Consider the following 16,655-nt stretch of genomic DNA (forward strand, 5'->3'; position numbering starts at 1 on the left):
CGTGTCATTTTGGTTCCATTGATAAAAGACATGATAAACTCCTTTAAATTGAATCAGTCCATTGGGGTCATTTAGTAATCCTTTAGGCGGCGTAATGTGGTATCCCAGATCATATTTCCCCATATTTTTAGTACGTGTCATGCTTAAACTTCCTTTCAAGCTTCTATTTCTTTTTTCATTTTGTCGCTATAACCGAATAAATAAGTTAAGACAAAAGCTACTGCAATGGCGATCACATTCGTCAATAAATACCACAGAATTTGGCCGTTTAAGTAAAGCAAAGTTCCTGGAATAACCGTTACAGCCATCCCTGTTGCTTCTAAACCAATAATATTTCCAAAGAAACCTCCTGCTGCTCCGCCGACTAAACCAAAAATAAACGGTTTAACATAACGCAAATTCACTCCGAAAACAGCTGGCTCTGTGATGCCAAGAAAAGCTGACAATGTAGAAGGATAAGCCAATGCTTTTAATTTTTTAGATTTCGTTTTCATGGCTACAGCTAAAGAAGCTCCGCCTTGTGCAGCAACACTGGCAGTGATGATTCCGTTATATGGATTCACTCCAGTATTTGCCAATAATTGAATTTCTAGGAAGTTAAACAGATGGTGAATACCTGTCACGACAATAATTTGATTTAATCCGCCAATGATCAATCCTGCTAAACCAAACGGCAATCCTAACGCCCAAACAGTCGCGTTTAAGACGACTTCTTCTAATGAATGGAAAATAGGACCTATTGCAAATAACGATAAAATACTCATAATTAAAAGCGTTAAGAAAGGCGTAAGCAGTAAATCTAAATACTCTGGAACGTATTTCCGAATCCATCTTTCTAATTTAGCTCCTGCAAAACCAGCGATAAAAGCAGGTAAAACAGTTCCTTGGTAACCAACTACTGGGATAAAACCAAACATTGTGATGGGGTTTGCGGTACCTGCTGCCACTTCATAAGCATTTGGAAGAGCCGGATTAACTAACATCAACCCTAAGACGATTCCAATGACGGGTGATCCGCCAAATACTTTAAACGAAGACCAAGCAACCAATGCCGGTAAGAAAGCAAAAGCAGTATCAGTCAATACTTCTGTATACATTAAAAAGTTGGCACTGATGTCTGTGGGCGCCATTCCAAAAATTGCCAAAACTTGTTCTTGTGTCAACAGACCGCGTAATCCCATAAACAACCCAGTCGCAACTAATACTGGAATGATTGGAACAAACACGTCTCCAAAAGTACGAATCATCCGTTGGAATGCATTTCCTTGTTTTTTGGTCTCTTGTTTCATTTCAGTAGTTGATCCTCCAGAAGCACCTAATCCAACCACTTCTTCATAAATTTTATTAACGGTACCGGTTCCAAAAATAATTTGGAATTGCCCTGAATTAAAAAAGGCCCCTTTTACTTTATCAATATTTTCTACCGCTTCTTTGTCTATCTCTTCTTCTTTGTTGACCATAATACGCAAGCGAGTGGCACAATGAGCCACGGAATGGATATTTTCTTTTCCGCCCACTGCAGCAATAACTTCTTGAGCAATTCTTTGATTTTCTGTCATTTTTATTTCCTCCTTTTACTGGTCCGCCAACATTCGGAACCGGTTCTATTTTTATTGTAACCGTTTTTATATTATTTGTCCAGTACTAATTGACTAGAAATAAGAAAAACTCTTATCTCTTTGATAAAAGCTTTCTCCTGTTTTTTCTATTCTTTTGGTTGCTAGGCCGCCTCTACCTAACACTTTTAGCCTGTTTTCTATTTTTCTTGTCTGCTAGTCCCGCTTCTAGCTAGCACTTCTAATCTATTTTCTGTTACTTGTGGAGCAGTATATGAAAGAGCAAAAGCGATCCTGTTTTAACTGGTTCATTAGTCATTGAAGGCAGAGCATTTTTATAGAACAGCTACTTTATTAAAAAAAATCTGCAAACAAAGTTGCAGATTTTTTTAAACGTATCTTTTAGTCGATTCATTTACAATTAATTCATTGGTCAAGACGGTTTTCTCGGGGATATCCGTTCCCTCTAGTAATAACAACATGTTTTTAACAGCCATTTCTCCTAATTCTTGATAAGCATATTTTACAGTAGTAATCGTTGGAGAAACGACTGAAGTTATTTGGTATCCACCGAACCCTGAGAGTGAAAATATATCGGGAATGGCTATTTTTAACTGGTGTGTTGCTTTCAACACTGCCAGTGCGATATTATCAGTTGCACAAATAATATAAGATGCTTTTATTGTAGGCAGTACTTTTAAAGCCTGTTGGAAAGCAGCTTCAAAAGAAAAGCTGGTTTCCATCACTTCAATAGTGCTGTCTGGACTTTCCTTGAGAGCGTCTACTACTCCTTTTTTACGCAATTGACCTACAGCCACATCTGCTTCAAAGACATTAAAGTAAAAGAACTGTTTATGACCTAAATTTGTCGCATATTTTCCTAGTTTAAAACCCGCTTTATACTCATCATGAACAATGGAATAGAGCCCTTCAGCTTGCTGACCCAGTAAAATAACCGGCACCCCTACGTCAGCAATGGCTTTTTTATGAGCTTCTGTAACAACTGTGGCAAATAACAAGATTCCAGCAACTTTTTGTCTGGCTAAGGAATAAATACTCTCCACTTCCCGTTCTGGCGTTTGATTCGTATTGGTAATCAGCAGTTGAAAGTTTCGTTTTCTCAGCCCTTCATCAATAGAAAATAAGGCTTCATTTGCAGAATAAGAATCTAAGCGGGGTATGATCGTTCCAATCATATTGGTTTTCTTTGCTTTCAAGCTTTGTGCGAATGTATTCGGGACATAGCCAGTTTCTGCAACAATTTTGTCTAATTTTTCTTTTGTTTTGCGGCTAACAGATCCGCCATTTAAATACCTGGAAACGGTGCTCTTGGCCACTCCTGCCTGTTTGGCAATATCATTGATCGTTACCATCTTTTCACCTGCTTGTTTCTTCTTCGATTTTTTGCCATTCCATACTGGCTTCGCTGTTCACCACATCTCCAGTCTTTATACGGTGAGCAGTGATAGTCTTTCCTTCTGCATTTTCGTGCAGACTCATTTGGCTTTGTATACGGTTGCCATAATAAACTTCTTTTTCAAATTTGATATTAAGATACGTCAGTTTTTGTCTAGTCAAGAAATCGTAATCCAATGTATCCAAAGCCCAGTCAATGTACTTTGAGTTGTTTACATGGCGATTACTGTCAATATCTAAGTAACGAACACGGTACTCATTGGTTACAGCTGTTTCTTCTGTAACTTTTTCAGGCTTTGGCGTCCGAATCAGTTTCTTTAAAAATGGTGTTTGAAAAGGAGCTACCACTTCTTCTTGCACCCGTACCATTTTGCGTTTTTCAATATCTAACAAAGCAAATGTACTTTGAGCCGTTACACATAAATTTCCAGCTTCGTCATATACTTTAAATTCGCGATAACAGAATAATTTATTATAAGATAAAGCCTGTGTTGTTACTTTAATCGTCTGATGAGCTGTGGGAATCTGTTCTATTTTCATTTCATACTGCAACACGATCCAAGCTAACCCTTTTTTAGCTAGTTCTTCATCACCTACACCTAATTGATGACTTTGTTCGCCAGAAACTTGAATCATAATATTGATCAACATCGGAATCGTCAATTGTTGGTTTGTATCGCATTCATAATAATTGATTTGGTGTTTTCTCTCAAAAATTTGGTCTGTCATTCTACTTCCTCTTTTCATTTGCCTGATTCTAAATCAAATATAGCATACCATTATTTTATGCGCCAACGGTAACTTCATCAAAAAAAGTATAAAAAAATACTGCCCAGAAACTGAGACAGAAGAACGTCTAGTTTCTGAACAGCTTTTTTTACAATTGTTGCAATAAATCAAATTGGGTCTTATATAAATCGTAATAAAGTCCTTTTTCCGCCATTAATTCTGCATGGCTTCCTGCTTCTTGTATCTTTTTATCCGCAATATAGAAAATCCGCGTACTGTTTTTGATTGTGGATAGCCGGTGAGCAATGATAAATGCAGTCCGTCCTTCCAGCAAACGATCTAACCCCTCTTGCAGTAGAATCTCTGTTTGTGTATCAATACTAGAGGTTGCTTCATCTAAGATCAATACTTTAGGATCTGACAGTAAAGTTCTGGCAAATGAGATCAATTGGCGCTGTCCAGCTGATAAAGTGCTCCCACGTTCTTTAATGATTGTATTGTACCCATCTTTTTGTTGCATAATAAAATCATGAGCACGTACAATCTTGGCTGCTTCAATCACTTCTTCTTCGGTAGCATCTAATTTGCCGTAACGAATATTTTCCATAATTGTTCCCGAAAAGATAAATGTTTCTTGTAACATAACTCCCATCTGATTTCTTAATGAGTTTAACGTTACTTTTCGGATATCAATACCGTCTACTAATATTTCCCCATCATCCACATCATAAAAGCGACTGATCAGGTTGATAATAGTCGATTTCCCCGCACCGGTTGGTCCTACCAATGCAATCGTTTCTCCTGGTTTTGCATGGAAAGATAAGTGTTCAAAAATGGTTTGCCCCGGTTGGTAGCCAAAAGTTACATTATTAAAGACCACGTCTCCTTTTACTGGTGGCATTTCAAAAGCATCTTCAGCATCTGTGATTTCAGGTTTAACATCTAGCGTTTCAAAAATACGTTCCAGATAAGCTGTACCAGTGATCAAAGAGTTATAGAAGTTTCCAATGTTGACCATTGGATTCCAAAAGTTATTAACGTATCCAATAAACGCGATCAAAACACCCGTAGAGACATCCACGCCGATTCCGCGTACGCCAATAAAGTAAATAATGGAGATGGTAATGGTGGCAACGTTTTGGATCGCTGGTGCTAGCAAGAACTGGATTTTAACAGCCTTTATCCAAGTTGTTCGTTGTTCTTCACTGACTTCGGCAAAGATTTTATTGTTAATCGTTTCGCGTGTAAAAGATTGTGTAACCTTGATTCCAGAAACACTTTCGTGAATATAAGCGTTTAGGTTGGCTTGCTTATTGCTAACTTCTTGATACGCTTTACGCTGAGCGTTTTGGATTAAAATGGTCGCTATAAATAAGATAGGCAATAAAATAAAACTATACAAAGTCAGTTTTACATCGATTGCAAACATAAAAGCTAAGGTAACCACTAGACTCAAGACATCTGAAATCACGTTGATCAGCCCATTTGACAGCAAATCGCTTAATGAGTTAATGTAGTTGACTACCCGTATAACAATTTTTCCGTGTGGCCGTGTATCAAAATAAGAAAAAGATAGTTTTTGGATGTGTTCAAAAATCTCTGAACGCATATCTTTCAATACATCTTGGCCTAGCAAAGTGATATGTTGAATTCGATATCTGGTACACCAGCCGCCGACAATCGTAGCCAAAGAAAAAGCGACAATAATGATCGTCATTAAAAAGCCATTTTTATTCGGAATAGCATTGTCGATCACGATACTGGTCAAATATGGTCCTAACACTAATACAAGGTTGGATATCAAAATCACGACTAATATTTTAGAAATGGCTTTTTTATAAGGTTTTAAATAACCGCCCAAACGCCTAAATTGGTCTTTATTAAATTCTTCTTTTAATTCTTCATCTTTTCTGATACTATTCTGTGCCATCGTTTGCCGCCTCCTCTTCAGACTCACCTAGTTGTTTCAAGTAGATCTTATAGTAAGCTCCTTTAGCAGCCAATAACGATGCATGTGTTCCCCGTTCAATTATTTTACCATGTGAGAGAATAATGATTTCATCTGCTCGTTTAACAGAAGAAATACGGTTGGCAATGATAAAGGTTGTTTTTTGCTGCATCACATCTTGTAACTCATGTTGGATTTTCACTTCTGTTTCCATATCAACAGCAGAAGTTGTGTCATCTAAAATAAGAATCGCAGGGTCTTTCATTAATCCACGGGCTAAAGAAATCCGATGACGCTGTCCGCCTGATAAACCACTGCCTCGCTCGCCTAAAAATGTATTGTACTGGTCTGGCATACGTTCAATAAATGGACTGGCATCTGCAATACGGGCCATTTGCTTGATCCGTTCTAGTTCTGCTTCTGGTGTTCCAAAAGCAATGTTTCCCTTGACCGTTTCCGAAAATAAAAAGACATCCTGCATCACAATAGCAATGTGTTTTCGTAATTCTCGAATGTTGATCCTTCTTGCATCTTGACCATCAATTAAAATGCGTCCTTCTGTTGGGTCAAAAAATCGTGAAATTAAATTTACTAAAGTTGATTTTCCTGAACCTGTTTCACCTAAGATCCCAATGGTTTGTCCCGGTACAGCTTTTAATGAAATATGGCTCAATACTTCCGTATCAGGATCATCAGCGAAGTGAAAAGAGACATCTTGAAATTCTACTATTCCTCTGATCGTTGGTGTGGTTTGTCTTTTTTCTAGCGGGATCATTGGACGAGCTGCTAATAGTTCCCTGATTTTATAGGTAGATGTAATAAAATGCTGTAAATCATTGACGTACCAGCCAACGTTCCGCATAGGCGTATTCAGCATCCAAATAAATCCATTAAAAGCTACTAAATCACCGACACTCATTTTGCCATTAATGACTAGGAAACCGCCGAATCCAATGGTAATAACCGATAAGAAAGCTGCCAAAGTTTCCAAAATCGGCATATACGTTTTTGTAACATTAGCCGATTCAATATTTCGGCGTTTATAGTCTTCATTAAATTTATTAAATTTTTCGATTTCATAATCTTCTCTAGCAAAAGCTTTTACTACTTTATTTCCGCTGATATTTTCTTCTACCATTGAATTTAATCTAGAAAAACTTTCCCGAATTTCATAAAAAACAGGATTTGCTTTACGAGACAAAATGACAGTTAAAATACCGATAAACGGAGTGACGACCAATAATGACAGCATCAGTTGCCATTGAATGATCCCCATCACCACAATAGCTGAAACTAGTAATAATATGTTGTCTAAAACATTGTATAGCAACCATGAGATGGCATGCCGGATAGCATCTGTATCTCCTGTCATCCGCGCCATCAAATCTCCTACTCTTGTGTTGTTAAAAAAACTGAAATCGAGCTCTTGCAGCTTTTGGTACATATCTTCACGGATACGGTACAATGCATTTTGTCCGACCCGTTCAAACATGACTTGATAAATATAGCGAAGAATAGTTCGAATAAATGAAGCAATAATCATGGCAATTAATAAAGGTACCAGTAAACCAGCTTTTTGATCTACTATTACATCATCAACGATCATTCCTCCAATCAATGGCGAAACAACGTTTAATATAGCCACGATTACAACTAGTACTGTGGCGATAAATACTCTCCACCAATAGGGTCTCATATATTTTCCTACCCATTTGATACTTTCCATACTTTTTAGCCCCCTCTTTTAATTAATCGTTACTTTCAATGATAATGAAAACCTGTAATAAATAGAATGGTCATTTTTATTAAATAAGATGGATAAAATGCCCAATCTTTTTCTTTCTTTCATTTACAATGCTGAAAAATTGCACTGTTTTGCTAGATACTTTATAATTTTAGATAACTAGATAAACTGACTGCAGGAGGTGAAAAAATGTTCAAGGTGAATGCTAAAACGTTTAATCCTGAGATTCTATATGTGTTTGATGTGACCACTTCTGGGTCATCAATCGGCAGCAAACATCATCACGACTTTTTGGAAATGTCTGTGATCGTAGAAGGAGAAGCCTTCTACACTATTGAAAACCAACTCAATCATTTAGAAGAGAAAACCATTCTGCTATTTAATCCTGGTGTGGACCATCATGAACATTCCATTTTGGGTATGGAAAGCACTCAATTGCATATCGGCTTTCGAAATGTCACATTGGATTACTTTCCAAAAAACTTTTTCCCTATTGAATCCCCTATTATTCATTTAAGTGAACACAATGAGGATTTTTTTACCATTTGCCGTAAAATCATGACTGAACGATCAGCTAATCAACCTGGTCATGAATTGATGCTGAAATCATTAGTGACAGAATTAATTGTCTTGCTGCTGCGAGATAAGTATGCGCTCACCCATCAAAATACTGCAGTGGCTCTTTCCAAAGAAGAGCAAGATAAACAGCAGTTGGTCAACGATATTATTCATTATTTAGAAGCTCATTATCCAGAAGATATCACCTTAAATAGTCTGGCACAAAACTATTTTATCAGCCCCACTAATCTCTCTCGCGTTTTTAAAGAAGAGACCGGTGACTCTCCGATCAATCATTTGATCAAAATACGTTTAGAACAAGCAAAAGTGTTAATGGAAACGGAGAAAGAAATTACGATTAAAGAGATTTCACATTTAGTAGGATATGAAGATGCTCTTTATTTCAGTAAATTATTTAAAAAATACTATGGTCAGGCGCCTTCTGCTTTTTTGAAAAAAAGCAGTTGAATTCGTACCAATCGACAAAAGAAAAATCCAAAAAGGTATCTCTTCTCAAATTTGAAGAGATACCTTTTTGTATGAACTTATTGCAGTTGCAATTCGTCTAGCTTTTCTTGACTGTGGTCGGCGAAGCCATTGGAAAAGTGGTTTTATTCCGCAATTCGAAATACGTTTCGCGGTAAGGATGAATGGAATTTTCATGCCACGGTTTTTCATGCCCACAAAAGTGGATAATAGCCGGGTCATGTTGTGCTTCTTCCCATTTCAATTGTCCTGATTTTGTCGGGTGTTCTTTTTCTTCTAACATCATATACGTTTGGGCATTCCAACGCGGATGCAATTCCAACCACCGATCATGCAAAATAGCATTTAAGGTATCTTGATCATGGAAACGCAATAATTCTGGATTTTTATCGATAAAGTCAAAGGCTTGTTCTGTAATTTTCTCTTCACGCCATTTCTTCAAATCCATGACCATCATTCCTGAATTGAAATAGCGGTCTGATTTAGAATCAATTCCCATTAAATTCAGACGATCGTGAAATCCAGCATCTTCCACAGCTGCTAATAGATTATCTCCTAAGTCTACTTCCCAGATGGTTTGAATGTCTTCTATACAAATCATGTCGCAATCCAGATAAATGGCACGATCCAAGTCTTTTAAAAGATTTGGGATCGAAATCCGGTAATAAGCTGTTCTAGGGATTCGGTCACTTTCAACCACATTTTTAAATTCGGATTCGTCTATTGTTAAGTAACTGATACGAGCGTTGTATTTATTTACGGTACGGTTTAATAACATCTTTGAGTTTAATGAAATTTTATCATCAATTACATAAAAATGTAAAACAGTATCTGGTCTTTTAGTTTCCAGTAGCGAAAGAAACAGTGTAGCTAAATGGGGAACAAAAGCTTCGTTACTCGATGATACAATTGTAATATTTTTAGAATCAAACATAACTATTTCCTCCTTCAATAAATCAGAACTTTCATTCTCTCAGTTTCGTTTTAGGGTATTTAGGGTAACTTAAAGAAAAGTCTGTAAATTAGACTTTTTTTAAGCTAAAAAAAACGATTTTTTATAGATTGTTTAGTTTCTCTTTTTCAATTTTCTTTTTCGTTGATTGGAAAGGCGATTTAGCCAATTCTTTTAAATAAAGTTCGGTATAAGGGTGATATTCGTCAGAGTTCCAGGGTTTGTCGTGACCAGTGAAATGGATGATTGAGGGATTTTGTATCGCTTCTTTGTACCACTTTTTATAGTGTTCTGTTGGCGGTTGATGTCTTTCAAATAATAAAGAAGTTTGCAGGTTCCATTTAGGATGAAGCGGAAACCATTTTTCGTAAACAATAGCATTTAATGCATCTTGATCATGATAAATAATTTTATCTTCTTCCTCTTCTAAAAATGCTAGTGTTTTTTCTGTGATGTTGGCTTTTCGCCAATTAGCTAAATTGATCAACATCAAGCCAGAGTTAAAGTAGTAATCATCTGTTTCGACTCCCAACCGCCCTAAAACGAGCGCTTGTCCCGGGTCAATAACAGCACCTATAACTTTTTCGCCAATATCAGTATCATACAATTTAGAAACATCATCTAATACTAATACATCACAGTCGATATAAAGTACTTTTTCATAGTCTTTATCTGCGAGTAAATCAGGTAATGAGATACGATAATAAGCAGTTTGTGTAATGTGATCACTCTCTAGCACATCTGCATACAAGTTCGAATCAACTTCTAAATAGCTAATAGTAGCCGGTTGATTGGAAACAACTTGGTTTAATTTTTCTTTGCTGTCTGCTGAAATTTGATCATCAATAATATAGAAAGTAATTTCAACATCTTTGGCTAAGTGTTCAAGCAATGTCATCATCATAACACTTAGATAAGGTGCATAATTATTATCTGCAGCACTCACAATTGGAATTATTTTTTTAGCTTGCATTTCCAACCTTCCTTTCCTTCAAAGATTAAAATCAGATGGCAATCTAATTAAAACTTCGGTTCTACATTCAATATTATATCTTTTTTTTATTTATTGCAAATAATAACCCTTGCTTAACTTATATTTTTATACATTTTAATGTATAAATTCGCATAAAATAAAGTTAGTTTTCTTATAAACCCTTTGTTTCCAGAAGCTTCCCACCTTTTTAAACTGCACTTGTCAGCCTAAAGAACTATAGTAAAAATTTTGATATAGTGTATACTAAAGCAAGACTTCAGAAGATGATTTCATCTGAAAAAAATCGCGAAACTATAAAAAGAAGGTTAGTTTAATGAAAATTTATTTAGTTTTATCGGATACAAATACCTTGTTTTCCAAAACCATTAAATTCTACACTAAAGCTGAATATAACCATGCTTCAATCGCTTTAGATCCGACTCTAGTAGATATTTACAGTTTTGGCCGCAAGCAGCCTAGAAACCCCTTTGTTGCCGGTTTCATTCAAGAAGATTTGACACGAGATTATTTTTTGCGGGCACAATGTAACATTCTTACTTGTGAGGTCACCCCCGTACAATTCAAATTACTATCTGACTTGATCCAGTATTATGAGCAAACAAAGAATATGTATCGTTACAATCTTATTGGTTTAGTAACTTTGGCTCTTAAAATTGATTTTAAACGCCATGATGCTTTTTTCTGTTCCCAATTTGTTGCTACTTTATTGGCTGAAAGTACCATTCATGAGTTTCAAAAAGAATTTCATTTTATTACTCCGCAAGATTTAGAAGTTCTTCCTATTTTTGAATCGATTTATACAGGGTCTTTATACGGGTATTTAACTGCTACTCAACAGACCGAAGCCGACTTTCTGGCATTATCAGAAGGGTAAATGTATTGCTTTTAATACAACGCTATTTTAAACTTAATAGATAGAAAGTGAGGAATTGCGATGAACCCTAATTTAAGTCAATATGAACACAAAGCCCATTATTATGAAACTGATCAAATGGGTATTATCCATCATTCTAATTACATACGTTGGTTTGAAGAATCACGTACAAACTTATTGGATTCTATCGGATTTGGTTATGATCAAATGGAAGAGGCCGGCATTATCATTCCTGTGTTGGGCATTGCGTGTGAATATAAATCAATGGTCCGCTACAATCAAACTGTTTATATTCTTCCTGTCATCGAGTCTTTTAACGGCATAAAAATGACTATTTCTTACCAGATTACCGATAAAGTTTCAGGAACGTTGCGAGCTGTTGGAAAAAGCGATCATTGCTTTTTAAATAGCAACTATCGTCCTGTTTCTTTAAAAAAAGTCAATAAAACCATTTATGATTTGTTTGAACGGCTAATCGGTAAAGAGATTGAAATCAATTAATTCTGAAAGCGAAAAAAGCTGTTTCGGTAAATCGGATCAAACACATTCTCAACGCACTTTTTGGCCAATCATACCGCCTGATAGACAAACTCACTTTTTTTAATGATGGTTCGCCCAGAAGCACAAGACAATTGGCCCAATAATCAAGACCAATAAAAAAAACGTAGAAAGCTACCAAAATAATTTTTCGGTAGCTTTCTACGTTTTTTTATTATAAGCGACTCCTTTGAGGAAGTCCTTTTATCTTTTTAAAATTTGTAACTAAACGGCTTAACGGTAAAAATCAAAGCGTCCTTTTTTAGCGACTATCTTCATCCCACCTGTTTGCATTAACGAACGGTCTCCAATTACTTTTTTCATTACAGAAGCTGGATAACCTTTTAAGTTATGTCCCATTACTTCTCCGATTGCTTCAGTGTTTCCGATTGAACATACAGTACCTAAAGCAGAGAATGTGAACGGTTTGATTGCTGTTCCTTTTAATTTTGATTCTAAATTATCAGCAGCGGCAATCCCTTGTTTTAACGCGATTTGAGCTGTTGGCGGATATGGACGATTTGTTGCATTATCCATTACTGCTGAACAGTCTCCAATGATAAAGATATCTGGGTAACCAGGAGCTGTTAAATCATTTTCTACCATTACACGGTTACGTCTTTGTTCAAAACCTGAAGCTGCAACGATACTGCTGCCGCGTACGCCCGTTGTCCAAACAATTGTTTTTGCTTTAACGGACTTCAATTCTCCTGCTTCTTCATAAATAACAGAATCTGCTTTCAGCTCTTTGATCGGAGTACCTATTAAGAATTTAACTCCGCGTTCTTTTAATTTATTGATTCCATATTCTGATAATTTTGCATCAAACATTGGTAATAATGTAGGCATGGCTTCAATACAGATAAGTTGAATCTTATCAGCAGGAACATTGTATTGTTTCACAAGTTTTGGCATTTGAAGAGTCAATTCTCCTAAATATTCAATACTTGTAAATCCGGCACCGCAAACTACGACACTCAAATAACTTTCATCTTTTGTTTCATTATATTTAGCGAATTGTTCACGCAAATGTTTGTCAACCGCTACAGACGTAGGGATATCTACCATTGGCAGACCAAATTCGTCTACACCTTTGATTCCAAATGATTCAGACTCAAAACCTAATGCAAAAATCAGATAGTCAAAAGGAATAGCACCGTTTTTTTCTAGTTGAACTGTTTTTTCGTCTTTATTTACTACTACAACCGTATCTTGAATAAAAGTTGTTTGTTTTGTATCTACAACATCCATAATTTTATAGGTGATTCTTTCAGGTTCATGTGCTCCACTAGCTACTTCATGTAGGTAAGTAGATTCATAATGGTAATCATTTTTATTAACTAATGTGATTTCTACATCCAATCGTTTATTTTGAAGACTTTTTAATGCTCTAAGTCCTGCATACCCTGCGCCTAAAATAACCACTTTTGCTTTACTCATTTTTTTCTCTCGCTTTCTATATTAACATTCTTTATCTCTCCGCTTATCCATCTTTAGATTAAACGTCCAGCATAAGACTGCTCACTATTTAATAAAAATTATTTTTTTATTCTATCAATTAAAAATCATTTAACGAGCTTGTATTTTTTTCACTAAGTAGTATAAAAAATACAACTATCGCTTGGGAAGCTAAGAAAGCTTCAACTGTATCCTCCAATTTTGAGACACACCCTTACTGCCCCAACTTCATCAATAGAAGCCGGTTCTTGTAAGATACTTTACCTTTTTCCCAATCATTCATCTCCTTAATTGCTATTATTTTTCGTCAACTTTTATTACCTGTTCTGATTTAACAGGATCAAAGAACGCCTAAGCTAGCTTTAACACAAAAAAGGCCCTTCAGAAGATGCCTACGCATTGCCTACTTTACTGCATATCGCCGCTAATTTCAATCAATAGAACTTGCTTTATGATATAAAGTGTTTTCAGCCTTCGCAAACTTCTAAAAAACAGTATTTTTCCTATAAAAATTATTCTTATCCTGATTTTTATAGGTTAAAAAGAAAATAAAATAAGTGCTCTCTAAACAATTTACAACCTTAACATTATGCACCTAATTACTTAAATTGTCAATAAAGACCCGCTGTTTTTTTGACTTTTAACAAAAAAGATGCTACTTTATTCTTATTTCTATATTTCTCTTTTTTCTTTTTCTCTATCGTTGATTCAACTACATTGACACAAACGTATCAATACGATAAATTAAAGTTTGTGATATAATCAGTATTATAAGTAATATTAAAAATAGAATCATGGATTCTACTTGAAAGGGATACAGCTATGCCGATTCATTCTATGTGGGATAATTACCCGGAAATTAAAGACGAATTAGCTGAAAGCTATGCAGTGATAGAAAAGAAGGTTCGTATTCGAAATAAAGAAGTTGAACAAGTTATTTTTGACTTATTGCATTCGGGCGGAAAACTTTTACGACCTGCTTACTTCATCTTATTCTCCCGTTTTGGCGATACCGAAACGTTAAATTATAAGAAAACTACCCATATCGCTGCCTCTTTAGAAGTTTTGCATATGGCTACGCTAGTACATGATGATATCATTGATGACTCTCCTACGAGACGGGGTACGCAAACAGTCCAGTCTAAATACGGTAAAGATATTGCGGTTTATACGGGTGATTTTTTATTTGCCGTTTATTTTGGTTTATTAGCAGAGACCACCGAATCTGTTGCTGCGATTAAACTAAATGCTTTCGTTATGCGTCGTATTTTACTAGGCGAGTTAGATCAAATGCACTTGCGTTACAATACTGAGATCACTTTGCGCCAATACCTTAGGAATATAACTGGAAAAACAGCGCAGCTTTTTTCTTTAAGCTGTTTACAAGGAGCCAAAACCGGCAAAGCTGATTTAGCCGTTATTACGAGCAGTCAGCATATTGGCCACAATATTGGGGTCGCTTTTCAAATGTTAGACGATATCTTAGACTACACTCAAAACAGCAAAACGTTAAAAAAACCTGTACTGGAAGACATGCGTCAAGGTGTTTACTCGCTGCCGCTCATCTTAGCCCTAAGAAGGCATAAAAAAGCCTTTGAGCCTTATTTATCAAAGGGACCCGATATGTCTGCAGAAGACATTCAAGCAGTAGCTGTTCTTGTTGAAAAATACCAAGGAATCGAAGAAGCTCAAAAACTAGCTGAACGTTATACCAACAAAGCTTTATCTGCTATTAACCGGTTACCTGAACGGCCTGAAAAAGCAGTTCTGTATCATTTAACTGAACAACTGCTTCACCGCAACTATTGAGAACAGAGCATTCTTATTTATTCTTTTTCTGCTCTCTTAATAAAACATAAAAAAAAGAAGCTGGAGATGGTGTGCTGAATCTCGAAGAATAGATTTTTTGTCTATCTTGAGATTCAGCTCACTTTTCACTCCAGCTTTTTTTTATTCACCACGGTCTAAGTGATACAAGCGTTGATAACGCGTATTATCAGCTAAGAGTCCTTGTGGCGTACCTTGAATTTCAATCTTTCCATTTTCAATAAAAATCACTTCATCCATTTGATCGACGCCTTGTAGATGGTGTGTTATCCAAATAATGGTCTTATCTTTTAAAACAGTAAATAACGTATCGAGTAAAATTTGTTCCGTAATAGGATCCAATCCTACTGTCGGTTCATCTAATAACACAACAGGCGTATCTTGCAGTAAAATACGTGCTAAGGCTAGCCGTTGTCGTTCTCCGCCAGAAAAACGGCCGCCTGCTTCTTCAACGGAAGTGTTAAATCCTGCCGGTAAATCTGCCAGCATTTCTCCCAGCCCTACTTGATACAGAGCCTGAATAACTTCTTCATCACTGGCTTCTACATTTCCAAGACGAACATTATTTAAAACAGAAGTATGAAACAAATGCGGATTTTGATTGATTACCCCGATCCACTGAGCAATCTCATCGCCTAATTTGTAAACAGGTACTCCATTCAACGTAACCTTTCCTTTTTGCGGAATCAAATCACCGCGGAGCAATTTCCCCATCGTGCTTTTACCAGCCCCGCTTTTGCCTAAAACAGCTATTTTTTTCCCTTTAGGAATTTCAATCGTGACGTCATCTATTATTTTTTTCGACTGAGTCTCATAAGAAAAAGTAGCTTGCTTAAATGCCAAACTTTGAAAAGCTTCTTCTTTCAAAGTCGCTGCTTCTGAAGATGGCTCAATATCAGCAGGATCAGGTGCGGATGGTAATGCATTCATCCGTTTGATTGAATCTTCATAAATCGTTAATTCTGAAACAGCATCAGGAATAGGTAAAAATGCATCGACCAAAGGAAATACAGCTAAAACAAATGCTGCTATCCAATTGGCTGCTCCGCCATGATTGCCTTGAAAAACATAACTTGTCCAAATCAAGATAGCGACCGCAATTATACTAAACGTAATTTGCAAAAGAAAATCACGAGTCCGATCAAACCGTTTAATCAGGTAATCGTTCTTGCGATTCAATTGTTCATTGTCCTCATAACTATTTAGAAAATCGTTTTTTCGACCACTGAATAACCAGTCTCCAACACCTAACACGGCATCGGTCAATTGATCATACAATCCATTTCGAGCTGTTTTTTGCGCAGCCATTTTCGCACCGTTAACTAATAAGGAAACTAACGGCAGCAAAATAACGACAACACCCAACATCAACAACATCAATAAAGCAAAAGGGATCGAAAACCAGCCTAACCCTATGATGACCGCAATATAGATCCCCCAAGAAATCAACGTTGGAAAAATGGTTCTTAAATAAAGATTTTGAATATGATCGATATCTTCAGCTAAAACGGCTAAAATATCTCCAGTTTTATATTTACTTTTAATAAAAATCGCATCTTTTTCCAGTGTGTTATAC

At 36.2% G+C, this 16,655-nt stretch carries 12 protein-coding genes and 2 pseudogenes; 4 read left to right on the plus strand and 10 right to left on the minus strand.

The window, feature by feature from the left end; all coding sequences use genetic code 11:
• The 6 genes and pseudogenes from RT405_RS01380 to RT405_RS01405 all read right to left on the minus strand — a co-directional run.
• Nucleotides 1-141, minus strand: a pseudogene (locus tag RT405_RS01380) (glycoside hydrolase family 32 protein); the annotation flags it as partial.
• 38 nt (nucleotides 142-179) lie between these two features.
• A pseudogene (locus RT405_RS01385) lies at nucleotides 180-1,559 on the minus strand (sucrose-specific PTS transporter subunit IIBC); the annotation flags it as partial.
• Nucleotides 1,560-1,945: 386 nt separating this feature from the next.
• A complete protein-coding gene (locus RT405_RS01390; protein ID WP_313466927.1) occupies nucleotides 1,946-2,929 on the minus strand; it encodes a LacI family DNA-binding transcriptional regulator in 984 nt (327 codons plus the stop codon).
• 4 nt (nucleotides 2,930-2,933) lie between these two features.
• On the minus strand, nucleotides 2,934-3,701 hold the full coding sequence (locus RT405_RS01395; protein WP_313466929.1) for an acyl-ACP thioesterase domain-containing protein: 768 nt from the start codon (nucleotides 3,699-3,701) through the stop codon (nucleotides 2,934-2,936).
• A 148-nt stretch (nucleotides 3,702-3,849) separates the two neighbouring features.
• On the minus strand, nucleotides 3,850-5,631 hold the full coding sequence (locus RT405_RS01400) for an ABC transporter ATP-binding protein (RefSeq protein ID WP_313466931.1): 1,782 nt from the start codon (nucleotides 5,629-5,631) through the stop codon (nucleotides 3,850-3,852).
• Entirely contained in the window at nucleotides 5,618-7,375 is a 1,758-nt protein-coding gene (locus RT405_RS01405; protein ID WP_313466933.1) for an ABC transporter ATP-binding protein, read from the minus strand. The genes RT405_RS01400 and RT405_RS01405 overlap by 14 nt, the downstream gene beginning before the upstream one ends.
• A gap of 207 nt (nucleotides 7,376-7,582) precedes the next feature.
• Here RT405_RS01405 and RT405_RS01410 point away from each other — a divergent pair, with 207 nt between their 5' ends.
• Nucleotides 7,583-8,419: an AraC family transcriptional regulator gene (locus tag RT405_RS01410; RefSeq protein ID WP_313466935.1), complete on the plus strand. Its 837-nt coding sequence runs from the start codon at nucleotides 7,583-7,585 to the stop codon at nucleotides 8,417-8,419.
• A 97-nt stretch (nucleotides 8,420-8,516) separates the two neighbouring features.
• Here RT405_RS01410 and RT405_RS01415 read toward each other — a convergent pair whose 3' ends face one another.
• Both RT405_RS01415 and RT405_RS01420 read right to left on the minus strand, forming a co-directional pair.
• Nucleotides 8,517-9,371 carry a glycosyltransferase family 8 protein gene (locus tag RT405_RS01415; protein ID WP_313466937.1) on the minus strand — a complete coding sequence of 285 codons (855 nt, stop codon included), beginning with the start codon at nucleotides 9,369-9,371 and terminating at the stop codon, nucleotides 8,517-8,519.
• Nucleotides 9,372-9,492: 121 nt separating this feature from the next.
• Nucleotides 9,493-10,362, minus strand: a complete 870-nt coding sequence (locus RT405_RS01420) for a glycosyltransferase family 8 protein (protein WP_313466939.1) — start codon at nucleotides 10,360-10,362, stop codon at nucleotides 9,493-9,495.
• Nucleotides 10,363-10,696: 334 nt separating this feature from the next.
• Between RT405_RS01420 and RT405_RS01425 the strand changes: the two genes are divergently transcribed.
• Complete coding sequence (locus RT405_RS01425; protein ID WP_313466941.1) at nucleotides 10,697-11,257, plus strand: hypothetical protein; 561 nt, start codon at nucleotides 10,697-10,699, stop codon at nucleotides 11,255-11,257.
• A 60-nt stretch (nucleotides 11,258-11,317) separates the two neighbouring features.
• The gene (locus tag RT405_RS01430) at nucleotides 11,318-11,758 is read left to right on the plus strand and encodes an acyl-CoA thioesterase (RefSeq protein WP_313466943.1); all 441 of its coding nucleotides are present in this window, start codon (nucleotides 11,318-11,320) and stop codon (nucleotides 11,756-11,758) included.
• 270 nt (nucleotides 11,759-12,028) lie between these two features.
• Here the strand turns inward: RT405_RS01430 and RT405_RS01435 are convergent, their stop codons facing one another.
• On the minus strand, nucleotides 12,029-13,234 hold the full coding sequence (locus RT405_RS01435) for an NAD(P)/FAD-dependent oxidoreductase (protein ID WP_313466945.1): 1,206 nt from the start codon (nucleotides 13,232-13,234) through the stop codon (nucleotides 12,029-12,031).
• Nucleotides 13,235-14,080: 846 nt separating this feature from the next.
• Between RT405_RS01435 and RT405_RS01440 the strand changes: the two genes are divergently transcribed.
• Nucleotides 14,081-15,061, plus strand: a complete 981-nt coding sequence (locus tag RT405_RS01440; protein ID WP_313466952.1) for a polyprenyl synthetase family protein — start codon at nucleotides 14,081-14,083, stop codon at nucleotides 15,059-15,061.
• A gap of 141 nt (nucleotides 15,062-15,202) precedes the next feature.
• Here RT405_RS01440 and cydC read toward each other — a convergent pair.
• Nucleotides 15,203-16,655: thiol reductant ABC exporter subunit CydC (cydC, locus tag RT405_RS01445; RefSeq protein ID WP_313466947.1), on the minus strand; the 1,453-nt coding region annotated here is incomplete at its 5' end.

It is taken from the genome of Carnobacterium sp., assembly GCF_032094055.1.
Lineage (GTDB): Bacteria > Bacillota > Bacilli > Lactobacillales > Carnobacteriaceae > Carnobacterium_A.

Coding starts and splice junctions, on each gene's coding strand:
- RT405_RS01395 (WP_313466929.1), bottom strand. CDS start 3,701: ATGACAGACCAAATTTTTGAGAGAAAACACCAAATCAATTATTATGAA.
- RT405_RS01435 (WP_313466945.1), bottom strand. CDS start 13,234: ATGAGTAAAGCAAAAGTGGTTATTTTAGGCGCAGGGTATGCAGGACTT.
- RT405_RS01410 (WP_313466935.1), top strand. CDS start 7,583: ATGTTCAAGGTGAATGCTAAAACGTTTAATCCTGAGATTCTATATGTG.
- RT405_RS01400 (WP_313466931.1), bottom strand. CDS start 5,631: ATGGCACAGAATAGTATCAGAAAAGATGAAGAATTAAAAGAAGAATTT.
- RT405_RS01405 (WP_313466933.1), bottom strand. CDS start 7,375: ATGGAAAGTATCAAATGGGTAGGAAAATATATGAGACCCTATTGGTGG.
- RT405_RS01390 (WP_313466927.1), bottom strand. CDS start 2,929: ATGGTAACGATCAATGATATTGCCAAACAGGCAGGAGTGGCCAAGAGC.
- RT405_RS01425 (WP_313466941.1), top strand. CDS start 10,697: ATGAAAATTTATTTAGTTTTATCGGATACAAATACCTTGTTTTCCAAA.
- RT405_RS01420 (WP_313466939.1), bottom strand. CDS start 10,362: ATGCAAGCTAAAAAAATAATTCCAATTGTGAGTGCTGCAGATAATAAT.
- RT405_RS01415 (WP_313466937.1), bottom strand. CDS start 9,371: ATGTTTGATTCTAAAAATATTACAATTGTATCATCGAGTAACGAAGCT.
- RT405_RS01430 (WP_313466943.1), top strand. CDS start 11,318: ATGAACCCTAATTTAAGTCAATATGAACACAAAGCCCATTATTATGAA.